Origin of the sequence: Nitrospira sp. BLG_1, from assembly GCF_047338595.1 — a bacterium.
In the GTDB taxonomy this organism is placed as follows: domain Bacteria; phylum Nitrospirota; class Nitrospiria; order Nitrospirales; family Nitrospiraceae; genus Nitrospira_D.
Window position 1 is genome coordinate 1 of sequence record NZ_JBLFBO010000032.1, and the last position, 16,216, is coordinate 16,216.

General features: G+C 52.3%; 13 protein-coding genes. 8 read left to right on the forward strand and 5 right to left on the reverse strand.

The window, feature by feature from the left end:
• Window positions 1–735: efflux RND transporter permease subunit (locus ACMTNU_RS16025; protein ID WP_413936311.1), on the reverse strand; the 735-nt coding region annotated here is incomplete at its 3' end.
• Between the two features lie 1,047 nt (window positions 736–1,782).
• Here ACMTNU_RS16025 and ACMTNU_RS16030 point away from each other — a divergent pair.
• Complete coding sequence (locus tag ACMTNU_RS16030) at window positions 1,783–2,778, forward strand: hypothetical protein (protein WP_413936312.1); 996 nt, start codon at window positions 1,783–1,785, stop codon at window positions 2,776–2,778.
• Window positions 2,779–2,838: 60 nt separating this feature from the next.
• Here ACMTNU_RS16030 and ACMTNU_RS16035 read toward each other — a convergent pair whose 3' ends face one another.
• On the reverse strand, window positions 2,839–3,429 hold the full coding sequence (locus ACMTNU_RS16035) for a prohibitin family protein (protein WP_413936313.1): 591 nt from the start codon (window positions 3,427–3,429) through the stop codon (window positions 2,839–2,841).
• Window positions 3,430–3,946: 517 nt separating this feature from the next.
• Between ACMTNU_RS16035 and ACMTNU_RS16040 the strand changes: the two genes are divergently transcribed.
• Window positions 3,947–4,861, forward strand: coding sequence for a carbonic anhydrase (locus tag ACMTNU_RS16040; protein WP_413936314.1), 915 nt, complete (start codon window positions 3,947–3,949; stop codon window positions 4,859–4,861).
• A gap of 309 nt (window positions 4,862–5,170) precedes the next feature.
• Window positions 5,171–5,962, forward strand: coding sequence for a DUF2490 domain-containing protein (locus ACMTNU_RS16045; RefSeq protein WP_413936315.1), 792 nt, complete (start codon window positions 5,171–5,173; stop codon window positions 5,960–5,962).
• A gap of 349 nt (window positions 5,963–6,311) precedes the next feature.
• Here the strand turns inward: ACMTNU_RS16045 and ACMTNU_RS16050 are convergent, their stop codons facing one another.
• From ACMTNU_RS16050 to ACMTNU_RS16060, 3 genes are all read right to left on the reverse strand, one after another.
• Window positions 6,312–7,655 (reverse strand): SulP family inorganic anion transporter, encoded by a 1,344-nt coding sequence (locus ACMTNU_RS16050; protein ID WP_413936316.1) that lies wholly within the window; start codon window positions 7,653–7,655, stop codon window positions 6,312–6,314.
• Between the two features lie 344 nt (window positions 7,656–7,999).
• A complete protein-coding gene (locus tag ACMTNU_RS16055; protein ID WP_413936317.1) occupies window positions 8,000–8,302 on the reverse strand; it encodes a hypothetical protein in 303 nt (100 codons plus the stop codon).
• Between the two features lie 230 nt (window positions 8,303–8,532).
• Window positions 8,533–9,069 carry a DUF2490 domain-containing protein gene (locus ACMTNU_RS16060; protein ID WP_413936341.1) on the reverse strand — a complete coding sequence of 179 codons (537 nt, stop codon included), beginning with the start codon at window positions 9,067–9,069 and terminating at the stop codon, window positions 8,533–8,535.
• A 913-nt stretch (window positions 9,070–9,982) separates the two neighbouring features.
• Here ACMTNU_RS16060 and ACMTNU_RS16065 point away from each other — a divergent pair.
• The 5 genes from ACMTNU_RS16065 (at window position 9,983) to ACMTNU_RS16085 (ending at window position 16,073) form a co-directional block, all read left to right on the forward strand.
• Window positions 9,983–10,966 (forward strand): carbonic anhydrase family protein, encoded by a 984-nt coding sequence (locus ACMTNU_RS16065; RefSeq protein ID WP_413936318.1) that lies wholly within the window; start codon window positions 9,983–9,985, stop codon window positions 10,964–10,966.
• 774 nt (window positions 10,967–11,740) lie between these two features.
• Window positions 11,741–12,823 (forward strand): PstS family phosphate ABC transporter substrate-binding protein, encoded by a 1,083-nt coding sequence (locus tag ACMTNU_RS16070; RefSeq protein ID WP_413936319.1) that lies wholly within the window; start codon window positions 11,741–11,743, stop codon window positions 12,821–12,823.
• 59 nt (window positions 12,824–12,882) lie between these two features.
• Entirely contained in the window at window positions 12,883–14,460 is a 1,578-nt protein-coding gene (locus tag ACMTNU_RS16075) for a hypothetical protein (protein ID WP_413936320.1), read from the forward strand.
• Window positions 14,461–14,528: 68 nt separating this feature from the next.
• Window positions 14,529–15,062, forward strand: coding sequence for a Slp family lipoprotein (locus ACMTNU_RS16080; protein WP_413936321.1), 534 nt, complete (start codon window positions 14,529–14,531; stop codon window positions 15,060–15,062).
• 171 nt (window positions 15,063–15,233) lie between these two features.
• On the forward strand, window positions 15,234–16,073 hold the full coding sequence (locus ACMTNU_RS16085) for a hypothetical protein (RefSeq protein WP_413936322.1): 840 nt from the start codon (window positions 15,234–15,236) through the stop codon (window positions 16,071–16,073).
• The last annotated feature ends 143 nt before the right edge of the window (window positions 16,074–16,216 follow it).

Consider the following 16,216-nt stretch of genomic DNA (forward strand, 5'->3'; position numbering starts at 1 on the left):
AATATCGTCGAACTCTTCAATCTTGAGCGGAGAGGCGTTCGTCAGCACCAGCCAGTCAGTCTCCTTGATCTTCATGTCGCCGCCCGGCAACACGAGATTTTGCTTCTCAATAGCTTGGTGCACATCCTCCGTGGTGAGGTGACGGGCCCTCAGCTTATCCTGGTCAACGTTGATCATGACCTGCATGTCTTGACCGCCATAGGGATGCGGGAGGATTGCACCGGGGATCGTGACGAGCATGGGACGAATTCGCATCACGCACAAATTATAGAGCTCTGCCGGCGTCTCCACGTCTGATTCGACTTGCAAGACGGCGACCGGCACCTGGGAAGGAAACAGCCGCATCACCATCGGTGCAGCCACATCCGGCGGCAGGGCTTTGACGGAGGTTTGCGAGATGCCCACAATGTCGGCCTCGCTCCCGGCCAGGTCAACGCCGTCCTGGAGAAAGATGTTGATGATGGAGTGGCCGAAGTACGACGTACTCACGATGGTCTTGATGCCTTCGACCGTCTGAGTCAGCATTTGCTCGAAAACACGCGTGACACGCCCCTCGGTTTCTTGCGGCATCAAACCATCGTAAAGCCAGACGACCGAACTGACAGGCATCTGAATATTGGGGAAGACGTCCGTGGGGGCATGCATCACTGTCATGACCCCAAACACGACAATGAGAATGGCAAGAACCACAAAGGTATAGGGTTTTTTTAAGGCAATCTGGACGAGTTTATTCATACGATCCCACCTTCAGCAGTCTTCAGATTGTGTTGTATTGTCTTGCATAGCTCCGCGTCGCCAATGCATCGGGGCGCTGCTGCCTGTACGGGTGTAGGAGCCATGACGTATCGAGTGACACAGGAGACTTTTACGTTTTTCATTGCGTTGCCTGCATTCTGTCTTCAATATCTGCATCTGCCTTGTGCAAAGTGTCTGCCTAGCAAGGCTCCATAACGAACACCATTCGTCTTTTGAACAAATCCATGTGCTTATGCTGGTGAGCTTCACCGATACTCTCGGCCAAGACCTATTTTTCTATTCCCTCTATCTAATTGCGCCCACTTAAATGAGCGATATCGCACGGTCCATACGGTGCACAGTGCTACAGACGCAGGTGGCTATACATCCGCTCTTCTGTTCCTTTTAGACATCAGTCCTGGCTCTGTACTTAACCAAAAATGACAAACAGTGCTGATGCGCACAGTGCGTGACGTGCGATATAGCTCATTTTCCTTGATTCCAAATTGAAGCTTTTGCCATAGTGGGGTCTGTTCAAGACCTGAGTAGTGGCGGCCATAAAGATTTGGAGCCGTTTGAGATGGCGCTGAGCAGAGCCTTCGATAAGGTGGTTCCTCACTCATTCCAGACCACTTATCAACCGCTCCCTCGGCGCACACGGGTACAGAGCACGAAGAACCTAAGGAAGATCGATTGAGATCATCGGCTATCTGCGCGGCTTGTGCGGAGAGTCCCTGTGGCCAGGAAAGGAAGTGCGATGTTGTTGAGGGTTGTGTTCCTAACAGTGATCCTTTTGGTATAAGCAGATACCACTGAAGGTCGAGGCAGAGTTCCTACCCAGTAGCGTCTCGCACATGTGCCTAATGATGCGGCTGGATGAACTTGGCTCCTTCCACCGCTCGAAACTGACTTGTTATTTCTCCTCAACACACCAACCTTGTGGCTCAGTAGCAACGGTTCGAATGCAGCCCCTTAGACTGATTGGAATTGGCAAAGACTGCCGAGCAGAGCAATCGTTCTAGGTCTGGAGATTGAGAGGAACGAGTCATGTTGTTGAGAATTCTGTTCCTGATCGGAGTGTTTTGGTCGGCTGAGCTCTCTCAGGCCTTGGCCGAATGGTCGGTTTCAGCAAACGGGACTATTTTTTACACCGATGATGTCGCACTGTTTTCGGCTACCCGGCGGTCTGGCCTTGATGGTGATCCGTCCCAACCGGTCCTAGACGTGACTCGCACTGGATTGGGATCTGACATGGTCTTTGAGCCGGGATTTCTTGTTTCCAAGTCAATCACAACAGGCCTTGGCCGAACCGTTTTTTCTATAAAGCCTCAAGGGTTTATTTTTGCGGTAAACCCCGAATGGAGCCAGGCGAGCATCGCCGCCGAAGCTTTACACTCGTTTACGCCAAACACGGCACTTCGGCTCCGTTACTTTACTGCCCCAGATCAGCTCTTGGGCAATAGTGAAGTCAGGCGTACAGAGCCGGAGGTGTTCGCCAATGAGCGTGTGACCTCGCATGTCGGATACATCAGACTTGAACAGCGGCTGTCCGACAATTGGGAATTGCGAGTGCAAGGAAGGGTTGGGAAGCGACTTTATAATGATGCGTTCGCCCGACGCAATACGACATTCTGGACCATCGGTCCCCATCTCTTTTGGCGAGTCAAGGAGCATCTGCGGCTGTTCGCCGGCTATCACTATGAGCGTGGATTAGCCAGCGGCCGTCACGATTTTGAGCCAGAAGAGGATAATTCCTACGTCCATCATTTCTTCGCGGCAGGTCTTGATGCCGAACTCTTACCCCACTTGGAGTTAGAACTGGACTTCCACTATGAGCGTAACAACTGGACGAGCGGGATCGTGGATGATGAGCGAAACGGGCAGCACGAAAACATTTTCCAAGGCACCGGAAGGCTCCTATACCAGTTGACAGATCAGACTGCATTGACATTGACGTTTCAGCGGGCGAATCGTGGGGTGAATGCCTTTCAGCGTGTCGACCACAACACCAATGTTGGAGTGGGGGTCATCTATCGGTTCTGACTGACCCCCGGACGCGAATTGATCTCGTCCTCTCCGCTTAAGGCACGACGTTGCGCGCTCTCATTTCTTGCCAGCGGCGATCACGCTGAATTCGCTTACCGCATCGGCCTGCATATGGTCGCCGAGGCCCAGCTCCAATTTATCCATCGCGAGCTTGACTATGGCAACGTTTGCCACTTGCAGATGACGGCCTTTGAGTTTTTCTACCACGATCGCCTCTACCTGGCCCGCGATCTCAGGACTATGCTCCAACACAGTAATCATGGGATACCTGGAGACAGCGCTCCGGACGGCTGTCAGCAAGGCCGGTTTGACGGCTTGAGGATAGAAGTCTGACCCGGTGTTCTGGGCCAGGCTTGATACTTCATTGGGAGTCGGCCTCATGAGAATGACGGTCTTGATGGTAACAGGCAGGCCGTCCGAACTCAGGGCTTCGACGGTTTCGGCATAACTACGCCACTGCACGTTGTAGACAAATATCTGGCTCCATGGCGCCTGCCAATGGAATCCGCTCTTGAGTGTTTCGGCCTCTAGACCGCCGGCGAATAGATTCCACCGTACCCCCCGCTCACCTGGCTTGACCGTTGTGCCACACGCTTGGAGAAGAAGCGTTGCGGTGACAAGCAGTATACCTTTCGTCAGGTATCGCATGGTTCCCCCTTACTCACCTGAGCATTGACTCGCGATTACTCGGGTGAGACTGAAACCGTGACTCGTTGACGAGCTCACGAAGTTCGCGACTTGTTCGTGCATTGAGGCTGTACCGCGATCCGACTTCACCAACAGCCCAGCTCCATTTGTCTAGTACACACTGATGCAACAACCAGCTCGACAGAGATGCCCTCCCCACGGATTCGCCTTGGGGAGAAGGGATACTTCGATGGTCAGCAAGTTACGCACCTCGGGTTGGAGAATGTCACAATTTGTAAGCTATTGTTTATACGTCACTAATTGAATGCAGTGCCGAAGTAGGTGTTTGACGAGCCTAGTTGATTTTTGTAAATCGCACTGTGTACAGTGTGCGGGATTGCTCGTTGTATACTGATGGGCAGGAGGGCTCGCGCAGCAAAAATGAGCGGGCCGTCTTCATTCAGTTTTTGTGGTTTGTTGTAGATAGATCAGGACCTTGGCAGATAAACAATTGATAGAGGTAAGGGAGGGATGGGTCATGGAGTTATTTTCATCGCTGAGTCCAGCAGTCACAGCCCCCTTGCTAGACAGGGCTGTAACGAAAACAGTGATTCGGATCTTAACGATAACGCTTGTGTGGTCGTTGCCTGCTTGGCTACATGCAGGAGAGACGGGGCATAGTTCATGGGGCTATGACGGAGATCGTGGACCGCTTCATTGGGGCAAGCTTGGGCCGGATACTTCCCTCTGTGAAAAGGGCATGAACCAATCGCCGATTGATCTCTTGCGCACCCGGAAGACGACCCTTGATGACCTCCAGTTTACTTATCGAGACGCTCCTTTCCATGTAATCAACAACGGGCATACGTTGCAGGAAGTCGAACCACTTTCGGAAACGGCCAAGTCTCGTTACCCCAAGCACGGCCAGACGGTGCTCCATTATGATAAAGACAGCACGATCGTGTTCGACGACGATCTCTACTTGCTGGAACAATTTCATTTCCACACTCCGAGCGAACATACCATCGATCACAAGCACTACCCGATGGAGCTGCATCTAGTACATCACAACGAGCGGCATGAGACAGCTGTAGTCGCCGTATTCATGGAGGAAGGGAAGCACAATCCATTTTTCGAGACCTTCTTGGAACATGCCCCTTCCAAAGTCGGAGAAGTCAATGATGATCATAACCATTTTGTGAATCCGATAACTCTCCTTCCTGAGAGAAAATCCTACTACCTCTACTCCGGATCCTTTACCACCCCGCCCTGTACAGAAGGCGTTGTCTGGATGGTCATGCACGATCCCATCGAAGTCTCCGCCGAACAGATCCAGAAGTTCCGCGCCCTCGTAGGGCACGACAATGTACGACCGATCCAACCGCTGCATAAACGCTTTGTGCTGGAGTCGAATTTCGAAAAATCCACGACAATGAACGTGCCGAGAAAGTGATCAGTATTACCATCGATGTTAGGTACTGAAGGGTTACATGTGTAACCACGCAGTGCTAGCTTCACCATACTGCAGTACTCAGCTTCGACCTAAACTACGCAGAGTAACCCAGTTGAATTGTTGTTCCACGTTCATGAATGAAAGGATGACCGGATGCCATGAGCATCGATACAAGACGGAACTGGAACGGGACGATTAGTGCAAAGGCATATACAGATCTAAGCACGTACGCAGACTGACTCACTCACAGTCAAACATCACAGATATAGGGTCAAGAGACAAGTGAACCCAGAATCGCGGGAGGAATTCATGGTGTCCCAGACTGGAAGGCAGTGGAATCGGACATGGGCAAGGCTAGTAGGCGTTGGGATGCTCATTGGGAACCTGGCAGGGCCCAGTACGACGCCTGCACAGGCATATGAACAATTGGGCCCCAATACAAAATCTGACTTTCGGCTCTGGACACCGGTTTATTTAACCGTGAAGTTACCTTCAAAATTCATAGTCTATATGGAGGTCAACCCACGTATTGGCGACGATGTCACCAATATCGATCAGCTGCTGCTTCGTCCGGCGCTTGGGTACCAGTTGACCGAGAATCTCTCTCTTTGGCAAGGCTACGCATGGGTGGGTAACTTTAATCAGCCGCACACCCCGCCTCAGGCAGGATTCTTCCAAGAAAGCCGGATCTTTCAGCAAGCCATTTACACCCAAAAATTTGGTGACTTTAAGTTCATGAGTCGAACCAGGATGGAAGAGCGCTGGATCGAGCATGCGGCTGGCACTGCTCTTCGACTCCGCGAAATGCTGAAACTGTCCTACCCACTCCCCATGGCTCCGGAATGGGCGATCGTTGGCTACGACGAGATCTTTATTAACCTCAATTCGGTCGACACCATCGATGATGTGAGAGGTGGAGGTAAGGGACCCGGGGCTGGAATCGACCAAAATCGGTTCTTCCTAGGAATCAACAAAACATTTAATCAATACTTCAACGTGGATGTTGGCTACCAGAACCAGATGCTCAACAGCCGTACACTCCATGGCAATGCGAACTTGATCAACCACATCTTGCTTTTACAGTTTTACATCAATCTGTAATTTTGGCAGTAGGACTGCTGCCTCTGAAACTCGCTTTCCCGCGGATGAAGCGGAGGGCGGGAAGTGCCACGACGGGTGGCATCTTGCCCGCCGTGCATGGAAAGCCCGTACACCAAGATGATGAGCCACTGCGTGCCTCTCTTTAAGTGTTCCCTATTCAGTTATCGTTTCACCACAAGATTAAGCTGAAGCGTCTATGCTATGGGTATCAGCGCTGCACCAATTCAAAGCTCCGGAGACAGGACCGCTGAGCCCTCTCTGACCGGTCTCTGTTAAGGTTTCATCCTGAGACCGCCCTTCTCTCTCGCTGCTGTCCGTATTTTACTCTAGCTGAATCGCAGGTAAGCAATCACGATTCTGTGGTGATCTTCTTCAGATTCGAAAAATAGTTGCTCACGACGACTTTGGCCGACTTCTTGTCGACTTGAGTGTAGACCAAGTAGTGGACAATGCCATGGATGGCCATCGCAACCAGTAACCCCTCAAAGATCCCAATTTTGTACACGAGGATCCCGGTAAGGATGGCCAGGATCATGGCATAGGGTCCGTGGTGAGTCACATGCATCAAACCGGCAACCATTTTCCAACCAGTAAACATCATCACGATGGCCACGGCAAACTTTGGTAAGAGTTCCAGATATTGGGGATTGATAACGAAGAAGGTCACCACGAGTCCGACGATCAAGACCGAAAACTTCGTGTACGCGCCGGCCAACCGATTCGTTGTACTCTTGGCCAACCCATCCAAGTTTGTCATACCACCGAAGAAACTCGCACCAATGTTTGCAATCCAGATTGCGAGTAGGCTGTTATTACTGTTGCACGTCCGCTTGAGTGGGTCGATTTTCTGGATGGCGGCATTGCTCATGACTTGCTCAATCACATCAATGATTGCCAACATCGCGGCAAATCCAACGACATACACCCAGGTCGTTGCGCTGTCGAAATGAGGGACGGGTACCGCCACGGATAACGGCACATCTTCTACATGCAGCATGGGAACTTGAACGAACTGAGCGAGCAGAACACCCATCCCGATGATGACAAAATAGGGGACTGCCGGCTGAATGTATTTGAATTTACCGAACAGATAGAGAAAGAGACCGAGTCCGGCAAGGGAAATCAGAATCATTTGAATACGCGCCCCGTTCAAAAACGTATCGGCAGCGGCCAATTCAGCCGGAAGCTCGTAGGTGAAGGTCGAGAACTTTAACGCGATTTTTAGGCCGATTCCCGCAAGTAATCCTTCAACAAGGTACGCTGGAACGGCCAGTAAGATGTAGCGTTGCCAGTTGAACTTCCAGATGACAGCCTGCATGACGGCCGTCAGGAAGATCACAAAGGCCATATTCTCCATTCCAAAACTTGCGACCCCCATCGCCAAAACCGGGGCTAACCCAGCTGCGATCCCAGGGCATCCGACAAAGTTGCCCGGCTTGATCCAGGCATTGATCCACCCGATCAAGCAAGCAAAGGCTACCGTGGCAAGGCCCACCTTGATGGGATAGTCTGACATCATGGCGATGCCCACAGAAAGCGGAATAGCCATGACACCGGTAATCAATCCTGCCGCAATATCCCGTCCCACATATTGACCTTGGAACGCAGCAGACTCCGTCACTGATAGTCTGGGTAGTGATGCCTGATAGGTCGTATCTCGATCTGCTGAAAGAGAACCTGAGGTGCCATCCATGGCATTGCCCTCCCCAATAAGACCAGTCACTAAATTTTCCTGGCAGTACAGCAACAATGGGGCCATCACGAAGAAGAGTCTTAAGTATCTGTAATTATTAGATGAATGAGATCACTACCACCATGAACAGGAGGACTGTGCGGCTAGATGTGTAGGTACCTGTGTATTGGCGCACAGCCTGTGCGTTGGCGCACTACGGTCGATAGACGGGAGTGAAGGAGCGGTATTGAGCAAGTCTCAAGGTTGTTTGCAAGGGCCACAGGCCCCTACACTTGTGGCATTGTGGAAAGGGACCGGCCTCGGTCATAAGTACGAGGCATCAATCGGAGGCCGGTAGCAGTATGTCACAGATTCTTAATCTCAGCCGCCACGCCAGCGATGAAGAAGCGCAGCTCCTGACCTCCTTGCTTATCTATCATCTGGTCGAGCAATGCGGAGGGCAGGTGCAATTCACGGCGGAAGAAATTCGCCTGATGCGCGAAAAGCTCTCCACTAAAATGGTGCAGATCCAACTGGGCCAAGATCTGCGACTTCGCATCATCGACCGCCTGCCCGAACTCCTGTAAGCCATCATCTCTATTTTCAGTACGAGGCGCCCCTCGGTTGACCTTTTGGTCGACCGAGGGGCTTCGACTGAACGGCGTCATGCCGTGGGATCGCTCGAAAGGGATTCGACGTCGTCTCTAGATGTTGATGAAGAACTGAAGGAGAATCATGTGATTCATCTGATTCGCAAGATTCGGGATGGACCGGCTATTGAGGAGTTGATTCTGGTAACCGACATCCATGTTGACCTACTTCGAGAAGGTTCGGTTCACACCGATAAAGAATCGGTTTTGATCAAAACCCGCCTGGGGTCCTCGCACACCGACCGTGTTCAGACCGTGTTCAGATGGACAAATACCTCATCAGAGGCGACCAGTGCCCATTCCGGTGCCATCGGTAGTGTGTATGCCCCTCGCAGTCCGGTTCTGAACCGCACCGCCGTCCCATCCACATGTTCAATCCACCGTTCCTCCAAACGCGTGCGACTGGTGATCTTGAAGGAATCGAATTTCCGGAAATAGAGGATCTGCTGATAGATCCGGCTCTCTTCAAAGAAGGGGGACTGTGGTGGGGTATGTCTCTGATTATAGTTGCCGACCCACGCATACCCTTGCCAGATCGAGAGATTCTCTGTCAGCTGGTACCCAACTGCGGGCCGGAGGATCAGCTGATCGATGTGGCCGTCCTCATCCAGATCCGCAAAGCGAAGCTGGACCTCTAAATAGGCCAGAAACGAGTTCGGAAGCTTCGCCGTCATAAAAATAGGCGCCCACAGGCGAAAGTCCTGGCTGAATGTTGAAGGAGTCTGGGCGAAGGTTTCGCCTCCAGCTAATAGGCTCCACGCAAAGGCGACGATTGTAATCCTCAGCCCCCACTTCTATTGCCCCCCACGACGATTGACTACGACCCGCTGCATGATCCCTCCTTTATCTGACTGATCCAGTAAGAAAACGGCTCACCTCGAACGGAACAGCATGAGCTACCGCCGAGGATGACGACGGCCTAGTTGCATGCGACCATTTTCACACAACCTCTCTGCCCCCCCGCTAGACAGAAATTGGCGCATCTTCGCACAAAGACATCTGTGCGCTTATGCACTTGCTATCACCATCACACACTACGCGCCTCCCACCATTTATTCTGTCTGGAGCAATGACAACAAGGGCTTATGACGCTTCTCCTGCTACAAAACCGGGATACTGTAGCATCGAGACATCCGTATGCCTTTAACGAATTTTCATCAAAAGCCTGCCGCAAAAGTTCTAGGCATTCGTTTTGCGTGGAGCTGGATGCGTAATCGCTCCCCTCCCATGTTATTGGCAGGATGAGCGGCAATCACCAGTCCCAAAAGATATCGGTGTGACGGTCAGTACGGCATACCTTCAAGTCGTACGTATTCATATTCATACTTATAACCAAAGGGGATAGTAATGAAGCTTGCTGTGGCCTTCCTTCTATTGAGTTCTCTTACCGTACCTCCATGTTTTGCCGAAAACCCATCGCTTCTCTTCTCCTCTCAACTGACACTTTCTCACACGGCTGTGCCCCTACCGGTATCCACAGCGCCCGATTGTCGGATACAGACTTGCTGACAGGGGGTGGTGAATCCGTGCGGCCCACGAGCATGATACGGCCCGCTCCATGAATCTGGAGTTGAGCCCTGGTCCGACCTGTTGATCAAGGGCAGCGCCTTAAGCCTGCCCTGGCCAAAACCATCGAAGGTTTGGTGTGTGCTCCGAACACACGTTCCTTTTTATATTCTCACCGTGGAGGAAACGAATATGAAGACATCTTGGGTGGAAATCGCCACGCTCAGTGCTCTGGTTCTCGTACTGACAAGCCCGGTGTCGGCAAGTGATCCGCATTGGGATCACACCATCGTGAGTCAAGAGCCCGGTCAGGGATCTGATGGAACGTTCTGGGCTACCCTTAAGGGGGACTCGACCAAGAACTCAGCCGCCTTTGAGTTTCCCTTTGCCGAATGCGCGATTGGGTCCCATCAAACCCCGATCGCACTAAACCTGACGGGCAACGCGATTTCCTTGAATCCCATCACGCAGAGTAACGACAAGAACCCGCCGGCCGAGCCTGAACGCCGTGCCGATTCGGTAGCGGTTCGCTATGCGCCGTCCATCAGTAGCACGGAAGGGGCCGCCATCGGGAAGGACACAGGCAATGCCTATGTGTTTCGAAATACCGGCCATGCGGTACAGGTATCCTTCTCAAAAGGCTATCCCGGGAAATTGCTCATCGGAAAGGATGTCTATCCGCTGGTTCAATTCCATTTTCATACCCCCAGTGAACACCTCGTCATTAAGAACCAGTATCCCGCCGGACGCCAGTACGATGGAGAACTGCATTTTGTGCATCAACGGGAAGACGGCAAGCTCGCGGTCCTGGGCATCTTCTTGGACGGCTCGCAGGGGTCGTCCGCCGAACACCCGATTCTAAAGAAGATTATCGAGCATACGCCTGAAGAACACGACACCTACAACACCAGCGGGGCCGGGCTGCCGTTGGATCCGACCAAGTTGATTCCCGTGGAGAACGAGCAAGTCTTTACCTATGCGGGATCGTTGACGACGCCGCCCTGCAGTGAAGGGGTGAGTTGGTATGTGATGTCCGAACCACTGAAGGTGGCGCCGAGCCAGATTCACCAACTGCATGAGATTTTAAAGATCGACAACAACCGGATCGTTCAGAATACGAATGCCCGCACCGTGGAGATTCGCAAGGATTTGCACATCACTCACGATCAGAACTAGTATCATCGACACTGATAGACCGTGCGACACACAGCACGGTGGCGTGCAGGACTGTGACGGTCAACTCCGTCCCATGCCCCAAGAGATCCGCGGCGGGCCTACACCCCGCCCGCCGCGGACTTTCCTTCAAATCTCAACCTCCTCCTGCAATCATCAGATGGTTGACCGCCTCTCCGTCATACAGCCACGAGGCCGCTCGGTTCTGTGTTGGCGGCTCTGCTTGCTCTAACGAAGGAGCCGCGGCCTTGCCGACCTTATCGCATCCAACTATAGGTTGATGGAGAACCGGAAGAGCATAGTGTGGTTCATTTGATTCGCAAGGTTGGGAATCGTTCGGCTGTTGAGAAGTGGGTTTTGGTAGGCGACATCCATATTGAAATACTTTAAGAAGGTTCCATTGATGCCGACAGAGAACTGGTTCTGATTGAGCCTGCTGCAGGACTGCTTGTTCCAAATCCACTAAAGTATACTGCGGACAAAGCCATATGAGTGATTTTACTGCGGCTCAACCACCACCGGCCGCCAACTCTTTTCCATCGATACGGTTCTTCTGGCACGGGTCTCGTAATGATCAGGATAAAGGCCTGGTTGTCAGTACTCACAGCTCACGAGTAACGAATTGGAAGCAGTAATCAGTTTTTGTTCCCGCAAAGCTGAAAATTTAACAATCCTGTAACAATATGGTTACCCGCCCGCAACCTTCTGACTTTAGAATTCTATTCCTCAGAGGGAACCCTACTCCTCAAAAAGATTTAGACATCCCAGGGAGGAATCATGAGTACAACACTATGGAAAGCAGCTGCTCTCGGCCTGGCACTCATCTCTCCGCTCGGTCTCGTAGCGCAATCCTCAGCCGAGCACGGAGACCCGTTTATGACCATAAGTCCAAGCCCGACACTGAATCACTACAGTCCCAAGAAACAGGTCTCTGGTGCGTTCAAGATCCAAAGCTCCGAGGCATTCTATCCCCTCATCACTCGTCTTATCACAGACTTTCAACGCTTCCAGCCCAAAGTGAGCATCCACGTTAAGAAAGGAAACGCGAAAGCTGTTGAAGAGTTCCTGCAGCCGCCGTTGAGCAAGACAGGCAAGATCCTGATGATCGACGATCGCGCATCCAGTTTCCAACTGCTTGCCACCACGCATCAGCTATCCGACGCTGAAACAAAAGAGTTTGCCGCACAACACGGCTATGCGCCAACTGTCGTACCCGTAGCGGTGGATGCCGTCGCACTGTATGTGCATAAAGATAATCCGCTTCCCGGGCTGACCCTTGATCAGGTGGATGCTCTTTTCTCATCGACACGAAAACGGGGAGCCAAGGCATCTCTGTCTCAGTGGGGACAGCTTGGATTAAGTGATGGCTGGAAAGACCGACCGATTCAACTCTACGGTCGTGACCGGCAATCAGAAGCCAGGGCATTCGTGAAGGAATATGGTCTAGCTGGGGGTGAATTTCGATCTGACGTCCATGAGGAGCCTGGGGCAGCGTCAGTCGCCGTCGATGTCAGCCGAGATCCAATGGGAATAGGCTACAGTGCACTCGGCTTGCAGGCATCGACTGTACGAGCCATTCCGATTGCGGAGAAGGAGGGAATGCCCTTCGTCCTCCCCTCTCGGGAAAGTGTGGCTGATCAGACGTATCCGCTACAGCATGCCTTGTGTCTGTACTTCGATAAGCCGGCCACGTCACCCCTACCCGATGCAGTGCAAGAATTCCTGACCTTCATGATGAGCCGAGAAGGGGAAGATGTGTTGCTCAAGGCAGGCTTATTCCCCTTACCTCCCACCCACGCGGAGAGTAGAGGCATTGCTCTCGGTATCTCTACCCGAGACGCAGCGCCAATGAATCCATAGTTGCATCTGACTGGAACGCCGTTCGCCACAATCATAGGATTTTTCGAGGAGGATTTCGCATGAGAGGACGGTACGGGACGTCGTGTGCCATCTCCATGAAGTTTGCGGCAGTGGTGCTCGCCATATCGACCGTGGTGGTCCACAAGCCTGCATTCGCCCAGGAAACATCAGCGGATCAAAAGCAAATTTCATCTCCGTTTGTACACGCGCAACAAACTTCGGACCCACAAGCCCAAGGACCTCCCCAGGGAAACACGACCCCAGCAGGCGGAGTTTCATTGGAAGATCTTCTCCTCCAAAAGGGAACCCTTACGAAAGATGAGTGGCTCAGGATTCGAGCTCAACAGGAGTATACAACTACCGAACACACACGTCGGTTGGAGAGCTTAGAGGACTGGAAGCACAAAACAGAAATACTTCCCATTCTGAAGGATAAGGTCAATGTCGGTCTGAATGCTTTGCAATTCTTGTACGGGCATGTCAATGCCAACGTCCCCGAAGGAAAAAGCCAGGACAGTTTCTCCGTTCGTCGCGCCGAGATGGTGTTTTGGGGAAAACTGAGTGACTATCTTCCTCGTTGGCACATGTTGATGGAGTTCCAGAGTACCGGACTGACAAGCATCACGCCGACGGGCAATAGCAGCACTGCAGCCGGAAATCCCAGCGTGGCAACCTTCTTCCGTGAAGCCTATATCGATGTTCGGCCAGTTCAGTCGTGGGCACCCAACCTCAACATCATCAGAATGGGCGTCTTTCGTATGCCGTTCGGCATCTTTACGGAGACCTCGGGTGGGCTACGGGATATCATCAGCTCTCCATACTTGAACGGAGTGGGAGGCGGTGGTGGGCCAGGACAGAACCGAAACGGCACGGGTGGGGCTATCGAATTCATCCAAGAACGCGATTACTTCGTCGATGTACGTGGAAAAATCATGAACCGGCTGGAATATGTAGTCGGAATCATGAACAACAATAACTTTCAGGCCAACGGCATCGTGAGCAACACCTCCGGAATTGGGGGTGCCAATCAGCCGAAGGCCGTCTATATGCGCCTCCGACTCTTCGGAGACGACGTGTCGTTTGTCAGCTTTACGATGATTCAAGGGACCTCAAACAACGCGGGAACTTTCATCAATGGCCGAGGTAAGGGTCACTTCGATCGGTATGGGATCGATGCTCGATGGAATCCCAAGTTTCTTCCCGGCTTCACGGCCTATGGCGAATATTGGCAAGGGCATGATGGGGCAAATGCAACCACGGTAGGGACTCCGGCCAACGGAGGCTGCCTCGATACGACCGTCTGCGGCGGCTCCGGTGCGCCGGGCGCGAACCGACAGACCTGGTATGTTTTAGCGAAATATCTCTTTACAGAAGGGCCGCTTGAAAACTTCGAGCCGGTCTACATGTACGAAGAATTCAACCCCAATACCAGATTGTCGAACGATAAGTACACCCGGCACATCGTCGGTTTGAACTATTATTTTGAAAATTTTCCACCCAAGATGCAGTCCAAAATCCAGTTCAACTATGAGTTCCGACACCATTCGGGGTTGGGGCCGGGCATCGCCCTCAACGCAGCCAACGACCCCTTTGCGCAAAACGCCTTTTTCATCCAGTGGCAGTTACGATACATGTAGCTGTACTAGGTTCCTTGGTGCCAGCGTTGATTTGACGCTGGATAGCGGAACAGTGTAAGGAGGTAGCCGTGAAAATTCTCGCTAGTTTCCTGGTCCTCTCATGGGTATCGGCCAGCGCCTGTACTCCCACATACAAGGTCTTTCCCTCCAAGGTGATGGAGGACGTTGACCGCAATTTTGATTTTTCTCGGTGGCGCATGATGACTGACGGTTCTGAATTGAAAAAGGTTCAACTTGGTGGGCGGATTTTACAGTCGCAGGTCTCCGGTGACACGGTCACGATCGTCGTCAGTCAGCTGCCCATCGTCACTTATCCAGCGTACGGCCCCAAAGATAATGGGAAAAACAATGGAGAGTTTGCTGTTGTATACCGAGGGCAAGTTGATAACGCCGACCTCCAGCGCGGCAATCGTGTGATGGTCGTCGGGATGACTCGTCCGTGGAAAATCGTCACCGTTAACGACCTCTCCAGGAATTATCCGATTGTGGAGGCCGGATGTCTTCATTTTTGGAACACGCAGGGGCGAGACATTGCAGATTTTCCATTCTACGAAGCAGGATACGTAACCCTGAGGCAAGAGACTGTTTGTGGAAAGAACTAAGCTCGCGAACACAACAAGGGAACCACGGTCATCATTTCAATGAGCAACGGTAGCAACATAGAAAAAGGAAGTCGGGATAGGTTTAGTGCAGTATCGCCGATCCTTATTGGGGTAGTTCTTTTGGTCGTTGTCAACCTATCTGCATGTAGTTTCTTCACCCAGGGACGATCGGTGTATGACCAGGAAGGGATTCGGATTGGTCTGGAAGCTGATCCTTCCACTCGCGGCAATAGCCAGACAGGATTGAACCATCATCCGATCGATCTGACCCCGAAGGATCTGACCGTGCTTCTTGAGTCCATTCAGGTCAGTGGATACAGTGGGACTATCGCTGGACTCCTGACGAAGCCAGAACCGGTCCCCCTCTTTACAGCCACGGAGCTATCCGTTATCTCCGAACCGCTTGCCATCGCATTCCGAGAGGCTAAGCCAACCGAACGGGTATTCTTTTCACTGCCAAAACCGGACGTGACGTATAGTGAGGATCGGACAGTGGGCGCCTTGTTTTATCGTGGTTCCTACCTTCATGTGGTTGTGACCGATCATTCGTCGATTATTCGTACCGACACCGGGGGAGGGGACTACAAAGATCTTCGAGATACCAAGAATATGAAATTGTGGGTGGTCGGCCCGGCTCAAGCCGTGAAGGCTCCAGACCTCGAAGAACCGCGATGGGCGCACTTCGAGCGCGTGCATATTTCCCTCCCCCTAAATGACGTCCTGATGCGAAAAGCGTACGGTCGTGGTGCGCGACCGAATCAAGAGAGAACCGATTCATCCTTGCCGTCCTCCACTACGATTCCGACAGACCATTCTGCACCCACTACCTCATCTGGGGAGTTACAACAACAGATTCGAGGCCTCTCCGGGATGAATCAGGAACTGCGCAATCGACTGGATGAACAACATAAGCAGATGCGGCAGCTGCAAGAGCAGGTGGATCAGTTACGGCGAGAAGTTCCCCTCTCCAACGCCAATGGACAGTCGCACAAGTCCACTCCCGCGCCCTAGCCGGTTCCCACTCCTTGCATTAACAGAACAGGATCAACCGGTGAGCCCTATAAACGGGGCTTGCCGCTTTCCTATATAGTAGTCAAGAATTCCGGCACGAGGAGTCATTTCCTTTTGGAAATTGCGCCCGCGACGTGCTTGTG